This window comes from Micromonospora sp. NPDC005203 (assembly GCF_042872705.1).
Lineage (GTDB): Bacteria > Actinomycetota > Actinomycetes > Mycobacteriales > Micromonosporaceae > Micromonospora.
In genome coordinates, this window is sequence record NZ_JBIAKV010000007.1 from 89,697 (window position 1) to 103,705 (window position 14,009).

The 14,009-nt window shown below is 72.9% G+C and carries 13 protein-coding genes; 6 read left to right on the forward strand and 7 right to left on the reverse strand.

Features of this window, described 5'->3' with window-relative positions:
- Nucleotides 1-4 precede the first annotated feature (4 nt).
- The 7 genes from ACFYPM_RS17645 to ACFYPM_RS17675 form a co-directional block, all read right to left on the reverse strand.
- Entirely contained in the window at nucleotides 5-667 is a 663-nt protein-coding gene (locus ACFYPM_RS17645; RefSeq protein WP_387197597.1) for a lysophospholipid acyltransferase family protein, read from the reverse strand.
- Nucleotides 668-687: 20 nt separating this feature from the next.
- Nucleotides 688-1,272 (reverse strand): TetR/AcrR family transcriptional regulator, encoded by a 585-nt coding sequence (locus ACFYPM_RS17650; protein ID WP_387197599.1) that lies wholly within the window; start codon nucleotides 1,270-1,272, stop codon nucleotides 688-690.
- 300 nt (nucleotides 1,273-1,572) lie between these two features.
- Entirely contained in the window at nucleotides 1,573-3,231 is a 1,659-nt protein-coding gene (locus ACFYPM_RS17655; protein ID WP_387198035.1) for a putative bifunctional diguanylate cyclase/phosphodiesterase, read from the reverse strand.
- A 79-nt stretch (nucleotides 3,232-3,310) separates the two neighbouring features.
- A complete protein-coding gene (locus ACFYPM_RS17660; RefSeq protein WP_387197602.1) occupies nucleotides 3,311-4,120 on the reverse strand; it encodes an SAM-dependent methyltransferase in 810 nt (269 codons plus the stop codon).
- Between the two features lie 187 nt (nucleotides 4,121-4,307).
- Nucleotides 4,308-4,976: a response regulator transcription factor gene (locus tag ACFYPM_RS17665; RefSeq protein ID WP_007072219.1), complete on the reverse strand. Its 669-nt coding sequence runs from the start codon at nucleotides 4,974-4,976 to the stop codon at nucleotides 4,308-4,310.
- A gap of 7 nt (nucleotides 4,977-4,983) precedes the next feature.
- Nucleotides 4,984-6,672: a GAF domain-containing sensor histidine kinase gene (locus ACFYPM_RS17670; protein WP_387197605.1), complete on the reverse strand. Its 1,689-nt coding sequence runs from the start codon at nucleotides 6,670-6,672 to the stop codon at nucleotides 4,984-4,986.
- A 14-nt stretch (nucleotides 6,673-6,686) separates the two neighbouring features.
- Entirely contained in the window at nucleotides 6,687-8,501 is a 1,815-nt protein-coding gene (locus ACFYPM_RS17675; protein WP_387197608.1) for an AMP-dependent synthetase/ligase, read from the reverse strand.
- A gap of 186 nt (nucleotides 8,502-8,687) precedes the next feature.
- On the opposite strand from ACFYPM_RS17675, the gene ACFYPM_RS17680 reads away from it, so the two are divergent.
- The 6 genes from ACFYPM_RS17680 to ACFYPM_RS17705 all read left to right on the forward strand — a co-directional run bounded on the left by ACFYPM_RS17680 (nucleotide 8,688) and on the right by ACFYPM_RS17705 (nucleotide 13,999).
- Nucleotides 8,688-9,143 carry an SRPBCC family protein gene (locus ACFYPM_RS17680; RefSeq protein ID WP_387197611.1) on the forward strand — a complete coding sequence of 152 codons (456 nt, stop codon included), beginning with the start codon at nucleotides 8,688-8,690 and terminating at the stop codon, nucleotides 9,141-9,143.
- Nucleotides 9,144-9,174: 31 nt separating this feature from the next.
- Entirely contained in the window at nucleotides 9,175-9,879 is a 705-nt protein-coding gene (locus tag ACFYPM_RS17685; protein ID WP_387197614.1) for a hypothetical protein, read from the forward strand.
- A 71-nt stretch (nucleotides 9,880-9,950) separates the two neighbouring features.
- Nucleotides 9,951-10,898, forward strand: coding sequence for an ROK family glucokinase (locus ACFYPM_RS17690; RefSeq protein WP_387197617.1), 948 nt, complete (start codon nucleotides 9,951-9,953; stop codon nucleotides 10,896-10,898).
- 11 nt (nucleotides 10,899-10,909) lie between these two features.
- On the forward strand, nucleotides 10,910-11,602 hold the full coding sequence (locus tag ACFYPM_RS17695) for an endonuclease/exonuclease/phosphatase family protein (protein ID WP_387197620.1): 693 nt from the start codon (nucleotides 10,910-10,912) through the stop codon (nucleotides 11,600-11,602).
- Nucleotides 11,603-11,718: 116 nt separating this feature from the next.
- The gene (locus ACFYPM_RS17700) at nucleotides 11,719-13,125 is read left to right on the forward strand and encodes a flavin-containing monooxygenase (RefSeq protein WP_387197623.1); all 1,407 of its coding nucleotides are present in this window, start codon (nucleotides 11,719-11,721) and stop codon (nucleotides 13,123-13,125) included.
- Between the two features lie 79 nt (nucleotides 13,126-13,204).
- A complete protein-coding gene (locus tag ACFYPM_RS17705; RefSeq protein WP_387198038.1) occupies nucleotides 13,205-13,999 on the forward strand; it encodes an alpha/beta hydrolase in 795 nt (264 codons plus the stop codon).
- The last annotated feature ends 10 nt before the right edge of the window (nucleotides 14,000-14,009 follow it).

Here is a 14,009-nt window from a genome sequence, read left to right on the forward strand (position 1 = left end):
CCGGTCAGCTCTCCCGGGCCGGCGCGTAGTGCGGCACGTACTCCTGGCCGGTGAGTTTCTGGATCTCCGCCATCACCTCGTCGGTGACCGTCCGGACGTCCCGCGGCCCGTGGATCCGGTCGACGACCGGGATCGGCGGGCCGAACCGCAGGGTGACCGGATGTCGACGGGGCAGCCGTGCGTCGACCGGCAGCACCTCGGCGGTGCCGAGCACACCGACCGGAATGATCGGCACTCCGGCGTCGCGGGCCAGCCGGGTCATCCCGACGCGGCCCCGGTAGAGCCGTCCGTCCGGGGAGCGGGTGCCCTCCGGGTAGATCGCGACCAGGCCACCGGCGCGCAGCACCGGTACGGCGGCGTCGAGAGCCCGCAGGGCGGCCCGGCCGCCGGCGCGTTCGACCGGGATGGCGCCCATCCCGGCGACGATCCGCCGATTGAGCCAGCCGCCCGGACCGCGGCCGTTGAAGTACTCGACCTTCGCCCAGAAGGTGACGTGCCGGGGCGTCGAGGTGACGAGGAACCACTCGTCGGCGACGGACAGGTGGTTGCCGGCGAGGATCGCGCCGCCGTGTCCGGGCAGGTGCTCAAGCCCCTCCACGTGGGGCCGCCAGCCCATCCGGAGCGCGGCGCCGACGGTCAGCTTGGCGACGTCGTACAGCAGGGGCACGTGTCCTCCGGGGTCGAGCTTCAGGCTCGCGCCGGGCCGAGGTGGGCCTCCAGCGCGGCGTGCAGCAGGGTGTCGTCGTCGGTGACGCCGGTGGCCAGGGGCAGGCTGCCCCAGGCCCAGAGCTGGGCGATGCCGTGCAGGTTCGCCCAGAGCGCGCCGGCGAGCACCGTCGCGGGGGCGTCGGTGGGCCGACGCACCTGCGCCACCAGGTCGGCCAGCGCGGTGAACAGCGGCAGGCTCGTCTCGCGCAGCCGCAGCCGGCCGCTGTCCAGCAGGTCGTGGCGGAACATCAGCTCGAACATGCCGCGGTGGGCAGCCGCGAAGTCCAGGTACGTCCGGGCCAGCGCGGCCAGTCGGGTACGCGGGTCCGGGTCGACGTCGCGCATCGTCTGCTCGACGCGGGCGGTGAGGTCGGCGAAGCCCTCCCGGGCGATGGCGGAGAGCAGGTCGACGTGGGTGGGGAAATAGCGGCGCGGTGCGCCGTGCGAGACGCCGGCACGGCGGGCGATCTCCCGCAGGGACACCGCCGTCTGACCCTCGCGCAGCACCAGGTCCACCCCGGCGGCCACCAGCCGACCGCGCAGGCCTGCCTCGTCCGCGTCCATAGGCATTGTCTACCAGTAGCGGTAGACGCTGTCTACCTGGTCGGTGTGGTGTCGGTGCGTCCTCCCTCGCATGATCCACTCCGATTTCCTGATGTCGGGGTGTTCTGGTGCCCGAGATACCCCGACATCAGGAAAGACGAGTGGATCAAGCTCGGCCGGTCGGCCGGTCGGCCGGTCGGTCGGCCCGGTGCGGCCGCTCGGCCCAGCGGCCCGGTGCGGCCGACCGGCCCAGCGGCCCGGTGCGGCCGACCGGCCCAGCGGCCCGGTGCGGCCGACCGGCCGGGCGGGCGTTCCGAGGACTCAGCGGATGCGGGCCAGGATCCGGTCGGCGGGGGCCGGACGCCCGAAATGCCAGCCCTGGCCGGCGTCGCAGCCGATCGCCCGTAGCCGCTCGGCCTGCCCGGCGGTCTCCACACCCTCGGCGGTGACCGTCAGGTCCAACGCGTGCGCGAGCGAGACCAGCGAGGCGAGGATCCGCTCGTCGGTGCGGCCGACCGAGGGCGACCGCAGGCCGGCGACGAACTCCCCGGCGACCTTCAACTCGGTCACCGGCAGATCCCGGAGGTACGCCAGGTTGCTGTAGCCGGTGCCGAAGTCGTCGATGGCGATCCGTACGCCGAGGTCGGCCAGCACCCGCAGGGCGCGGACCGGCTCCTCGGCGGTGCTCATCATCGTGCTCTCGGTGATCTCCAGTTGGAGCCGCTCCGGCGGCAGACCGGTCTGCCGCAGGAGCGCGCGAACCTCCTGCACCAGCCCGGGCCGGTGCACCTGCCGTACCGCCAGGTTGACGCTGATGAAGGGTGCGGCGACGGTACCGCCCGCCCACGCCTCCGCCTCGCGGCAGGCCTCGGCCAGCACCCAGCCGCCCAACTGGATGATCAGGCCGGTCTCCTCGGCCAACCCGATGAAGCTGTCCGGACGCAGCACCCCCAGCTCCGGGTGGCGCCAGCGGACCAGCGCCTCGACGCCGACCAGGCTGCCGTCGCGCAGTGAGGTCAGTGGCTGGTAGTCGAGGTAGAACTCGCCCCGCTCCAGCGCGGCGGGGATCGCCGCGGAGAGCGCGTACCGGGCCAGTTCGCGTTGGTTGCGCTCGGCGTCGTAGAGCGCCCAGCGCGCCCCGCCGGCGGACTTCGCCCAGTGCAGGGTGCTGTCCGCGGCCCGCATCAGGTCGCTGGGGTTGGCCCCGGCCACCTGACGCTCGACGATGCCGATGCTCGCCGAGATCTGCAGCTCGTGCCCGTCGACGAGCGCCGGTGTCCGGACCGCGGCCAGCGCGCTCTCGGCCAACTCCACCATGTCGTCGGTGCCGCCGGTGCGTTGCACCAGGATGACGAACTCGTCGCCGCCGAGCCGGGCCACCAGATGCTCACCCATGGCCCGACACAGCCGTTCGGCCACCGTGACCAGCAGCCGGTCACCGACCTGGTGCCCCAGGGTGTCGTTGACGACCTTGAAGCGGTCCAGGTCCAGGAAGCACACCCCGACCCGCTGCGCGCCCCGGCCGGGCTCGTTGAGCGCCGCGGTGAGCCGCTCGGTGAACAGCGTCCGGTTGGGCAGACCGGTGAGCGGGTCGTGGGTGGCCTGATGCCGGAACCGGGCCTCGCTGGCACGCAGCGCCCGCTCGGCCTGCGTCCGGGCCCGCATGGCGGCCCGGCGGATCGACTCCTGCTCGTCGAGGGTGCGGTCGCGCAGCGCGCGGGCGTAACCGGTCGCCACGGCCGCCAGCAGCCGGGCCATCCGGTCCTCGACCTCCTCGGCCACCAACCCCAGGTCGCGCACCAACCGAAGCTGGATGACCTCGACGGTACGACCAAGCCCCTCCGCGGAGGCGATGTGCGCGGCGACCAACTCGGCACCGACCCGGTACCCGGCGCGCAGGTCGAACGGCTCCGTGAGCAACGCGCCGGCCAGTTGTGCGGTGAGCCGGTCCAGCATGGTTTCCAGCTGGGCCTGGGTCATCGGCAGGTAGCTGGTGCCGGAGACCGCCTTCGCCCAGGCGCGGGCGAAGGTGCCCGGACGGGTGGCCGCGTCGGGCGTCTCAGTCACCGAGTCGCCCGACGCCGCCCATGAAGACCGCGCGCTCGGCGTCCTCCGCGCTCTCCGGGGTGTCCGGTCGCCACTGGGGCACCCACACCACGCCGGGGTCGAGCAGCTCGAACCCGTCGAAGAGTGCGGTCAGCTCAGCCCGATTGCGTATCCACAACGGATTGTCGGTGCGTCGGTAGACCCGTTCCGCCTCGGCGCGTTCGTCGTCGCTGCGACCGTCGTCGCTGGCCTGCGACAGCACCAGATAGCTGCCGGGGGCCAGGGCGTCACGCAGCGTCCGCAGCAGCTCCGCCGGTCGGTCGTCGTCGGGGACGAAGTGCAGGACGGCCACGACCATCACGGCCACCGGTTGGCTCAGGTCGAGCAGCTTGCGGACCTCCGGGTGGGCCAGGATCGCCTCCGGGTGCCGCAGGTCCTCCTGCACCACCACCGTCCGGTCGTTGCCGGCGAGGATCTCGCGGCTGTGCGCCACCGCCACCGGGTCGACGTCCACATAGACCACCCGGGACCGCGGGTCGAGCCGCTGGGCGATCTCGTGCACGTTGCCGACGGTCGGGATGCCCGAGCCGATGTCCAGGAACTGCCGGATTCCGGCCTCGGCGAGATGGTGCACGGCCCGGCGCAGGAACGCGCGGTTGGCCTGGGCCATCAGCGGCGCCTCCGGCACCGCCGCGACCATCGCCTGCGCCGCGGCGCGGTCCGCGGCGAAGTTGTGCGAGCCACCGAGGTAGTAGTCGTACATTCGCGCGACACTCGGGCGCTCGATGTCGATGGTGTCGGGTGCCCAGTCCGGCCGCTGCATGCGATTCACCCCTCGAGTCCGCGACGCGGGCGTCGTCGCCCGCGCGGGTATTGTGCACCCGCCACGCACGCCAGACCATAGCCTGCGGGAGGTTACCCGCCGACGTCGGTCGATGCGCGACGGCCCGCGCTGGCCGAAGCCGGCGCGGACCGTCGGTCGTGCGGTCCCGCTGAACGAGCGGGGCGGGTCAGAACTTCGGCGCGTCCGGTGCTTCGAGCAGGCCGAGCCGCAGCGCGGTCATCAGCGCCTGGGCCCGGTTGGCCGCGCCGAGCTTCTCGTAGAGCTTCGAGATGTGCGTCTTGGCCGTGGACTCGCTGACGAACAGCTGCTTGGCGATGCCGGCCACGCTCATCCCGTCGGCGAGCAGCCGCAGCACCTGCCCCTCCCGGGGAGACAACTGCGGGCCGGACGGCGCGAGCCGGCGCTTCATCGCCTCGGCCAGGTCGGCGGCGGTGAACGCGCTGGGGGAGGAGGCGGCGTGCCGCGCGGCGGCCACCACCTCGTCGGCCGGGGCGGTCTTCGGCACGAAGGCACTCGCACCGGCCTCCAGCGCACCGAAGAGCTGGTCGTCGCCGGCGTACATGGTCAGCACCACGATGCCCATCGACGCGCTGGACTTACGCAGCGCGCGGGTGGCCTCCAGGCCGCTGCCGTCGGGCAGCCGCAGATCCATGATCACCACGTCCGGCTGCAGGGCGCCGGCCTGGCGTACGCCCTCCGCCGCCGTGGCGGCCTCACCGACGACCTCGAACTGCCGGTCGCGCTCGAAGGCGTGGCGCAGGCCCTTGCGAATCAGGTCATGATCGTCAACAAGGAGGACCTTGGTGCGGGTGGCCGGTGTCGGACTTGTGGTCATCCTCGGGTTACTCCCCTTCTGGTGCTGCGCTGTCGCGCACGTTATCTCGGCGGGACGAGGTGCCAACAACCACGGCCACGGTAGTGCCGCTGGGTTGCCGCGGCCTGATCTCCAACCGGCCCCGGATACGTTCCGCCCTCTCGGCCATGATCGCAAGACCGTACCGTCCGTCGGGGCGCTGGTCAGCCATCCCCTGACCGTCATCCGACACTTCTATTTGGGCGTACGGGGGGTCGACCTCACACGTGACCCACAAATTCGAGGCGCCGGCGTGCTTGCGCGCGTTGGTCACCGCCTCCTGGGCGATGCGCAGCAACTCGGCCTCGGTGGCGGCCGGCAGCCGGGCGGTGGACTCGTCCAGCGAGAGGTGTACCCGCAGTCCGCCGGACGCGCCCACGGTGCGCGCGTACTCGGCGATGGCGGCGGCCAGCCCGCCCTGCCGGTCCACCTCACTGCGCAGCTCGAAGAGGCTCAGCCGCAGCTCCTGGATCACCCGGGTCACCTCGGTGCGCAGCGTACGCAGGGCCTCGGCGGTCTCGTCGGCGTCGTCGAAGACGGTGGCCATGGCGTTGTCGATGCCGTAGCCGACCATCACCAACTCCTGCGCCACCCCGTCGTGGATCTCCCGGGCCAGCCGCTGCCGTTCCTCGTTGGTGGCCAGCGAGCGCACCTCGTCGAAGAGCAGCGCCGCCTCCAGCCGCAGCGCGGCCGGGCGGGTCAGCGCGGTCACCCGGGACACCACCGGAGGTGGGTACGCGTGCGCGGCGTCCGCCTCCAGCACCACCAGCCCGACCGTGCGGACCCCGGCGACCAGCGGAACGATCAGCGCGGACACGTCGCCGCCACGGTGTGAGCGGGACTGCGAGCGCACGGCCGTCGTGGCCTGCTGGCTGGCCCAGGCGTCGGCGATGGCCGAGTCGGCGTCCAGCGTCGTCTCCCAGTCCACCCGGTCGACGCCGGCCTGGGCGAGCACCACGAGCCGGCCACCGCCGCTGGCCGAGAGCACCGCGCCCCGGTCGGCCTGGGCCACCGTGCGCAACTCCTCCAGCAGGTGCTCGGAGATGCCGCCCGGGTCCAGGGTGGCGCCGGGCAACTGCCGGGCCACCGTCCGCAGCTGGGTGAGCAGCCTGGTCGCCTCGGCGTACGGCTGGGGTTTGCCCTCGTCGCGAACGGCCATCACCCGGTGCAGGGTGCCGGCGGCGTAGAGCCCCAGCGCCGCCAGGATGAGCCACTGGGCGCAGACCGCGAGGTAACCGGGCTGGCCGAGCTGGAGCTCTCCGCCGACAGTGGTGAGCGCACCGCTGACCAGCAGGGTGGCGGCGGTGACCGCGAGCAGGGCGGTGCCCTCGGAGAAGTGGCGGCGCAGCGCGGTGACGGTCACCGGGACCGCCAGGTAGGGCAGCACCGCCGAGGCGCCGAGCCCGGCGACCGTGCCGATCGACGCCACCGCGGCCACCTGGCTCGCGGCCAGGCCCAGCACCACCACCTCGGCCACCCGGCTCAGCGGCGCGATCAGCCGGTGCTGCGGGGCCAGCAGGGACGGGAGCCCGGCCACCGCCAGTAGCGCGATCCACCACAGCTGGGTGAGGTCGCGGGTGGCGAAGAGGGTCAGGACGGCGATCAGCGCCAGCATCACCAGGCGGGCGGCCGCGGCGAGGGGATGCGGGTGCGGTGCGGTTGCTGTGGATGCGGGCACGTGACGGATGGTAGTCAGCCTCGGTAGATCTCGGCGATGTCCGCCGCGTACGTCGTGTGGACGACCTGGCGCTTGACCTTGAGCGACGGGGTCAGCTCGCCGGTCGCCTCGGTGAAGTCGCGGGGCAGGACCCGGAACATCTTGATCGCCTCGGCCTTGGAGACGGCCTGGTTGGCGGTGTCGATCGCGGTCTGGATCTCCCGGAGCAGGGCCTCGTGCTCGCGGAGCTGCTCGACGGGGGTGTCGGCGGGCATCCCGACGCCTGCCAGCCAGGCCGGGAGCGCCTCTTCGTCGACGGTCACAAGCGCCGCGATGAACGGCTTGCGGTCACCGACGACGACGCACTGGCTGATCAACGGGTGCGCCCGGACCAGGTCCTCCAGCACCGCCGGGGCGACGTTCTTGCCGCTGGCGGTGACGATCAGCTCCTTCTTGCGTCCGGTGATGCTCAGGTAGCCGTCGGCGTCGAGGTGGCCCAGGTCACCGGTGCGGAACCAGCCGTCGGTGCTGAGCGTCTCGGCGGTCGCCGTCTCGTTGCGCCAGTAACCCTGGAAGACCAGCGCGCCGGAGATCAGGATCTCGCCGTCGTCCTCGATCCGCACGGTCACGCCGGGCAGTGGCCGGCCGACGGTGCCGATCCGGGTGCCGGTCGGCAGGTTCGCCGCGGCGGCGGGCGAGGTCTCGGTCAGGCCGTAGCCCTCCAGGACCGTCACGCCGATGCCGCGGAAGAAGTGACCGAGCCGGGCGCCGAGCGGCGCTCCGCCGGAGATGGCGTCGCGGCAGCGCCCACCGAGCGCGGCGCGCAGCTTGCCGTAGACCAGCCGGTCGAAGACCACGTGCTGGGCACGCAACGCCAGACCCGGTCCGCCCGGGGTCTCCAGCGCCTCGCTGTAGGAGATGGCGACCTGCTCGGCGCGGGCGAAGATGCCGCCCTTGCCGTCGGCCTCGGCCTTCTGTTTGGCCGCGTTGTAGACCTTCTCGAACACCCGGGGTACGGAGAGCACGAAGGTCGGCCGGAACGCCTGCAACTCGGCGACCAGGTTCTTGGGGTCGGCGCAGTGGGCCATGGTGGCCCGCGCCTGCACGACGCCGATCTGGATCAGCCGGGCGAAGGCGTGCGCCAGCGGGAGGAAGAGCAGGGTGGACGCGCCGGCGTGGAACAGGTTCGGCAGCACCGGCACGGCGTTGGCGATGTCGGCGTACATGTTGCGGTGGGTGAGCACGCAGCCCTTGGGGCGGCCGGTGGTGCCGCTGGTGTAGATGATGGTGGCCAGGTTGTCGGCGCCGACCGCCTTGCGTCGCCGCTCGACCTCGGCCAGTTCGACCGTGGCGCCGGTGCTGACCAGTTGGTCGACCCCGCCGAGGTCGATCTGCCAGACGTGGTCCAGCTCGGGCAGCCGGTGTCGGACGCCGGCGATCAGGGCGGCGTGCGCGTCGGTCTCCACCACGACGGCGACCGCGTTGGAATCCTCGATGATCCACGCGGCCTGTTCGGCGCTGGACGTCTCGTAGATCGGCACGGTGACCGCTCCGACGGTCCAGATGGCGTAGTCCAGCAGCGTCCACTCGTATCGGGTGCGGCTCATCAGCCCGACCCGGACACCTGGTTCGATGCCGGCGGCGATCAGTCCACGGGCCACCGCGGCCACCTCGTCGCGGAACTGCCGGCAGGTCACCTCGGCCCAGACGGTGACGGCGCCCTCGGCGCCGGGGGCGGGGCGGGCGAACTGGACGGCGTCGGGCGCGACCTCGGCGTTGTCCCAGACCGGATCGGTGAGGTTGGCCGCGTCGCCAACGGTGACGATCGGCGGGACGGAGAACTCGCGCACCTGCACTCCTTCGTGCTCGCACTGGCCGGGCCGGCACCGCCGACGGGCGGTGGCTGTGTCGAAACCTACCCGGTGAGCACGGGCACACCGCTGAGGCCCGGCGCTGTCCCGGGCCCCTGCGGGCCGCTGGCGGCGCGGCGGGGGCGGTGCGGCGTGCGGCCGCGGCCCGCCGGGTAGCCTCCCCCCATGGCGGACTCCTCCACCCAGTCGATCATCATCGGCGCCGCACCGGATCGGGTGACGGCGGTCATCTGCGACTTCGCGGCATACCCGGAGTGGACCGACGCGGTCCGCCACACCGAGGTCGTCGAGGAGTACGAGGACGGCTACGCCAGCCAGGTGCGCTTCACCATCGACGCCGGGGTGATGGCCGACGAGTACGTGCTCGCCTACTCCTACGCCGAGGACCTCTCCCGGATCGAGTGGCACCTGGTCGCTCCCTCGAAGATGCAGAAGTCCCAGCGCGGTTCGTACGACCTGGTGGGTAACCCGGACGGCAGCACGACGGTGACCTACACGCTGGAGGTCGACCTGTCGGTGGGGATGCTCGGGATGTTTCGGCGCAAGGCCGAGAAGGTGATCATGGATACCGCGTTGAAGCAGCTCAAGCGCCGGGTAGAAGCACCCGGTGCGGCGCACTGACGGGGTCGGTGGCACGGTGGAGGAGCCGAGGGTGGGCGAAACAGATCCGGGTTCGGCCCGGGAAGAGGCGGAGCGGTTGGTAGCCACCCTGCTGGCGGGCGCGCGACTGGCCTCCGCCGGCTCGGCGGGCGGCGCGTTCGGCTCGCTGGGCGGGATGCTGTCCGGTGTCCTCGGTCACAGTAACGACGCGGGGGGACGTCCCGGTACCGGTGGTGCTTTCGCCACCGGATCGGCCGAATGCTGCGTCTGCCCGGTCTGTCGGGGCATCGCCGCGTTACGAGACCCGAGTCCGGAATTCGCCGAACGGCTCGCGACCGGTGCCGGAGACCTGGCAGCGGGCGTCGCCAGCCTGCTCCGCGCGTTCTCCCCGGCGCAGCCGTCCCCGACGCGTCCCTCCGGTGGGACCTCCGAACCTCCCTTCGCGCCACCACCGGCAGCCGCCGCGAGCACCGACGACGTGCACCCCGAGCCAGCCCTCGGCGACCCGTCCAGCGCGACCGGCGACGAACACGTGTGGCGCGATGCCACCCGCAGCGGGCATGATTCTCAGCCGGCGCCGGAGCGGGATGTCTGGTCGGTCGCCACCCGGACGGCGGACCCACTCGCCCCGGCCGCCGTACCACCCGTCGACGACGCCGGGCCGGCGACCGTACCGGCACCGACCACTCATCCCGCGGTGCCCGCTTCGCGGGTGCCGGACGACACCGGTGCGCAGGCACCGGGCGACGGCGCCTGAGCGCGGGACATCCCGACCCGGACCGGCATGCCGCCGGGACCCGGGCCGGACAGTAGAGGGGAGCGGCAGCGGTGACGCTGACCATCGGAGTCGACGTCGGTGGCACGAAGGTGGCTGGTGGTGTCGTGGACGACACCGGCACGGTGCTCGTGCAGACCCGACGGGACACCCCCGCCGATGACGTCGGCAAGACCCGCGACGTCATCATCGAGCTGGTCGGCGAGCTGGCGGCCGGGCGGACGATCGAGGCCGTCGGCATCGGCGCGGCCGGTTGGATCGACGCCAGCCGCTCGACCGTGCTCTTCGCTCCGAACCTGGCCTGGCGGGACGAACCGCTGCGGGAGTACGTCAGCGAGGCCGTCGGCCTACCCGTGATCGTGGAGAACGACGGAAACGTCGCCGCCTGGGCCGAGTTCCGCTACGGCGCGGCCCGCGACGCCGACGATTCCATGATCATGTTTACCATCGGCACCGGTGTGGGCGGCGGCATCGTCCTCGGCGGCGACCTCATGCGCGGCGCGCACGGCATCGCCGCGGAGCTGGGCCACATGCTGGCCGTGCCGGACGGGCACCAGTGCGGCTGCGGCCGGCTCGGCTGCATCGAGCAGTACGCCAGCGGCAGCGCCCTGGTGCGATTCGCCCGGGCCGGCGCCCGGCAGGAGCCCACCCGGGCCACCGCGCTGCTCGACCTGGCCGGCGGTGAGGCCGAGGCGATCACCGGCCCGATGGTGACCGCCGCCGCACAGGGTGGTGACCCCGTCTCCGCCGAGGCGTTCGCGCAGATCGGCCGATGGCTGGGCACCAGCCTCGCCGACATGGCGCAGATCCTCGACCCGCAGACCCTGGTGGTCGGCGGCGGTGTGATCGACGCAGGTGACCTGCTGCTCGGCCCCACCCGCCGCTCGTACCTCGACGCGCTCGCCCAGCGCGGTCGCCTGCCGGTGGCCGAGGTGCTCCCGGCGGAGCTGGGCAACAGCGCCGGGGTGATCGGCGCCGCCGACCTGGCCCGCCGGATCTGAGGCGGTCCGGGATGGGTGTGCCGCTGCGCGTGGTGTCCTACAACATCCACAGCCAGCGCGACGACACCGCCGCGCTGGCGGCGGTCGTCCGAACGGCGCGCCCGGACGTGGTGATCGTGCAGGAGGGGCCGCGCCGGTTCCGGTGGCGGCAGAAGTCCGCCACGCTGGCCGAGTCGTTCGGCCTGGTGGTGGTCGCCGGTGGGCTGCCCGCGCTGGGCAACCTGCTGCTGACCAGCCTGCGGGTACAGGTGCGGGGCACCCGGTGTCAACGCTTCCCGCTCACCCCCGGTCGGCACCTGCGCGGCGCCGCGTACGCCGACTGCCGGGTTGGTGACGCCCAGTTCACCCTGGCCGGCTCGCACCTGTCCACCGACCCGGCCGAGCGGCCCTCCCAGGCCGCCGAGTTCAAGCGTGGCCTGGACGCGGCGACCAGCCCGGTGCTGGCCGGCGCGGACCTCAACGAGGGTCCGGACGGACCCGCCTGGGCCACCGTGTCGCGTGGGCTGACCGACGCCGCGGTGGCAGCCGACCGGGCCGAGCGGCTCACCTACTCGTGCGCCGACCCGCGCCGCCGCATCGACGCGCTCTTCGTCGACCCGCGGATCACCGTGGTCGACTACGACGTCGTGGACACCCCGCAGACGCGTCGGGCCAGCGACCACTTCCCGGTCCTGGTCGACCTGCTGCTGCCCGCCACCGGTTGACCACCCGGCCCGGCCCGGGCGTCGACGCGTCCGTTCCGGGACTGGACATCCGGCTCGGTTGTGGAGAGGATTTCGCGGCGACCGGCACGCCTGCCGTACCAAAAGGAGATGTCCCGGTGTCCACCTCCACCGACCACGGCCGGCCCGACCCGGAGGCGACCTCGTCCGCGCACAGCGGCGACGGTCGCCCGGTCTCCGACCGGGGCGACACGGTCTGCGTCATCGGGGCCGGGGCCAGCGGCCTGACGGCGATCAAGAACCTGCGCGAGCACGGGTTCGGCGTGGACTGCTACGAACGGGAGACGGGCGTCGGCGGCGCCTGGAACTGGCGGCACGACCGCAGTCCGGTGTACGCCAGCACCCACCTGATCTCGTCGAAGCCGTTCACCCAGTTCCCGGACTTCCCGATGCCGGACTCCTGGCCGGACTACCCGCACCACAGTCAGCTGCTGTCGTACTTCGAGCGCTACGCCGACCACTTCGACCTGCGCTCGCACATCTGGTTCGGCACCGAGGTGGTTCGGGTCGAGCCCGCCGAGGGTGACCGGTGGGACGTGACCACCCGCTCCACCGGCGGGTACGGCCCGGAGCGCACCTCCCGGTACGCCGCCGTGGTGATCGCCAACGGCCACAACTGGTCGCCGAAGCTGCCCCGCTACGAAGGGCTGGAGGAGTTCCGCGGCGAGATCATGCACGCCTCGTCCTACAAGGATCCGGCGCAGCTGCGCGGCAAGCGGGTGCTGGTGGTCGGCGCCGGCAACACCGGCTGCGACATCGCCGTCGAGGCCGCCCAACAGGCGTCGCGGTGCTGGCACTCCACCCGGCGCGGCTACTGGTACGCCCCGAAGTACGTGCTCGGCCGCCCCGCCGACCAGGTGAACGACAGCCTGTTGGCGCTGCGCGTGCCGCTGCGGGTGCGGCAGTGGCTCTACCACTGGACGATGCGGTTGACCGTCGGCGACCTGACCCGCTTCGGCCTGCCCAAGCCCGACCACCGGGTGTACGAGACGCACCCGATCGCGAACAGCCAGCTCGTCTACTACGTGGGCCACGGCGGGATCGGCCCGGTGCCGGACGTCGCCCGGTTCCGCCCGTACGCCGTGGAGCTGTCCGACGGCCGCGAGATCGACCCCGAGGTGGTCGTCTTCGCCACCGGCTACCTGCCGCGCTTCGAGTTTCTCGACGCGTCGGTGTTCGGTGACAGCGCCGGGGCGGGCCGACCCACGCTGTGGCTCAACGCGTTCACCCCGGGGCACCCGACGCTGGCGGTCGCCGGCCTGGTGCAGCCGGACTCCGGGCTGTTCACCCTGTCGCACTGGCAGACGGTGCTCTTCGCCCGGCTGCTCCAGGCCCGTCGTGATCGGCCGGAACGGGCCACGGCGTTCGCGTCTCGGGTGCGGGACCGGGCGGGGGAGCGGTACTCCGGGCCGGTCAAGGAGAGCAGCCGGCACTGGTTCGAGGTCGGTCACGCCGACTACCTGCGCGCCATCCAACGCGCCCTGGTCGAGCTGGAGGGCAAGTGAGCGCGAGCAGTGAGCTGGCGAGCCCCGCAGTCGCGAACGAAAGGCTGGCACGGTGAGCGCGAGTAGTGAACTGCGGATCATGCGGGGTCGGGAGTGGTCGCGTCCGGTCCGACCGGCCCGGCGGGAGGTGCTCAGCGCCGTTCCCGCAGCGGAGGAGGGGCGAGGGCCGCTGCTCTTCGTCCCCGGGTTCGGGCACGGCGCGTGGGCGTTCGCCGAGCACTGGCTGGGTCACGCGGCGTCGCGGGGCTTCCCGGCGTACGCGGTGAGCCTGCGCGGCCACGGTGCCAGCGAGCCCGCGCCGGAGGCGACACTGCGCGCGTACGCGCACGACGTGGTCCAGGTGGCCGCGAGCCTGCCGCGGCAGGCGGTGCTGGTGGGGCACGGCGCCGGGGCCCTGGTGGTGGCGCACGCGTTGGCCCGCTATCCGGCGCGGGCCGCGGTGCTGGTGGCGCCGGTCTTCGGCGGCTGGGGAGTGCTGGGCGCGGCGTTGCGCCGCAACCCGGCGGGCACGTTGCCCGCGGTGTTCGGTGGGCCGTTGCGGCTCAACCGTGGGCAGTTGTTCAGCCGCGAGTTGCCCGACGAGGAGGCCCGGCGCTACGTCGGGCGACTCGGCCGGGCGGGCCGGCGGGCGCAGTGGGCTCTGCTGGGCGAGCCGGCGGCCGAGCCGGCGGTGGGCGCACCGCCGGTGCTGGTGCTGGGCAGCCCGGACGACCGGGTGGTGCCGGCGTCGACGTTGACCGGGGTGGCCCGCCGGTACGATTCGGCCCCGCTGCTCTTTCCCGGGATGGGCCACGACCTGATGCTGGACGCGCGGTGGGCGGAGCCGATCGACGCGATCCTGGACTGGCTGGAGAAGGAGCCCACGACGCGCTGAGCACCCGGAC

Bases quoted from the DNA above. Each gene is read 5' to 3' on its own strand.
- ACFYPM_RS17650 (WP_387197599.1), bottom strand. From the start codon at position 1,272: ATGGACGCGGACGAGGCAGGCCTGCGCGGTCGGCTGGTGGCCGCCGGG.
- ACFYPM_RS17655 (WP_387198035.1), bottom strand. From the start codon at position 3,231: ATGACCCAGGCCCAGCTGGAAACCATGCTGGACCGGCTCACCGCACAA.
- ACFYPM_RS17660 (WP_387197602.1), bottom strand. From the start codon at position 4,120: ATGCAGCGGCCGGACTGGGCACCCGACACCATCGACATCGAGCGCCCG.
- ACFYPM_RS17665 (WP_007072219.1), bottom strand. From the start codon at position 4,976: ATGACCACAAGTCCGACACCGGCCACCCGCACCAAGGTCCTCCTTGTT.
- ACFYPM_RS17680 (WP_387197611.1), top strand. From the start codon at position 8,688: ATGGCGGACTCCTCCACCCAGTCGATCATCATCGGCGCCGCACCGGAT.
- ACFYPM_RS17695 (WP_387197620.1), top strand. From the start codon at position 10,910: ATGGGTGTGCCGCTGCGCGTGGTGTCCTACAACATCCACAGCCAGCGC.
- ACFYPM_RS17705 (WP_387198038.1), top strand. From the start codon at position 13,205: ATGCGGGGTCGGGAGTGGTCGCGTCCGGTCCGACCGGCCCGGCGGGAG.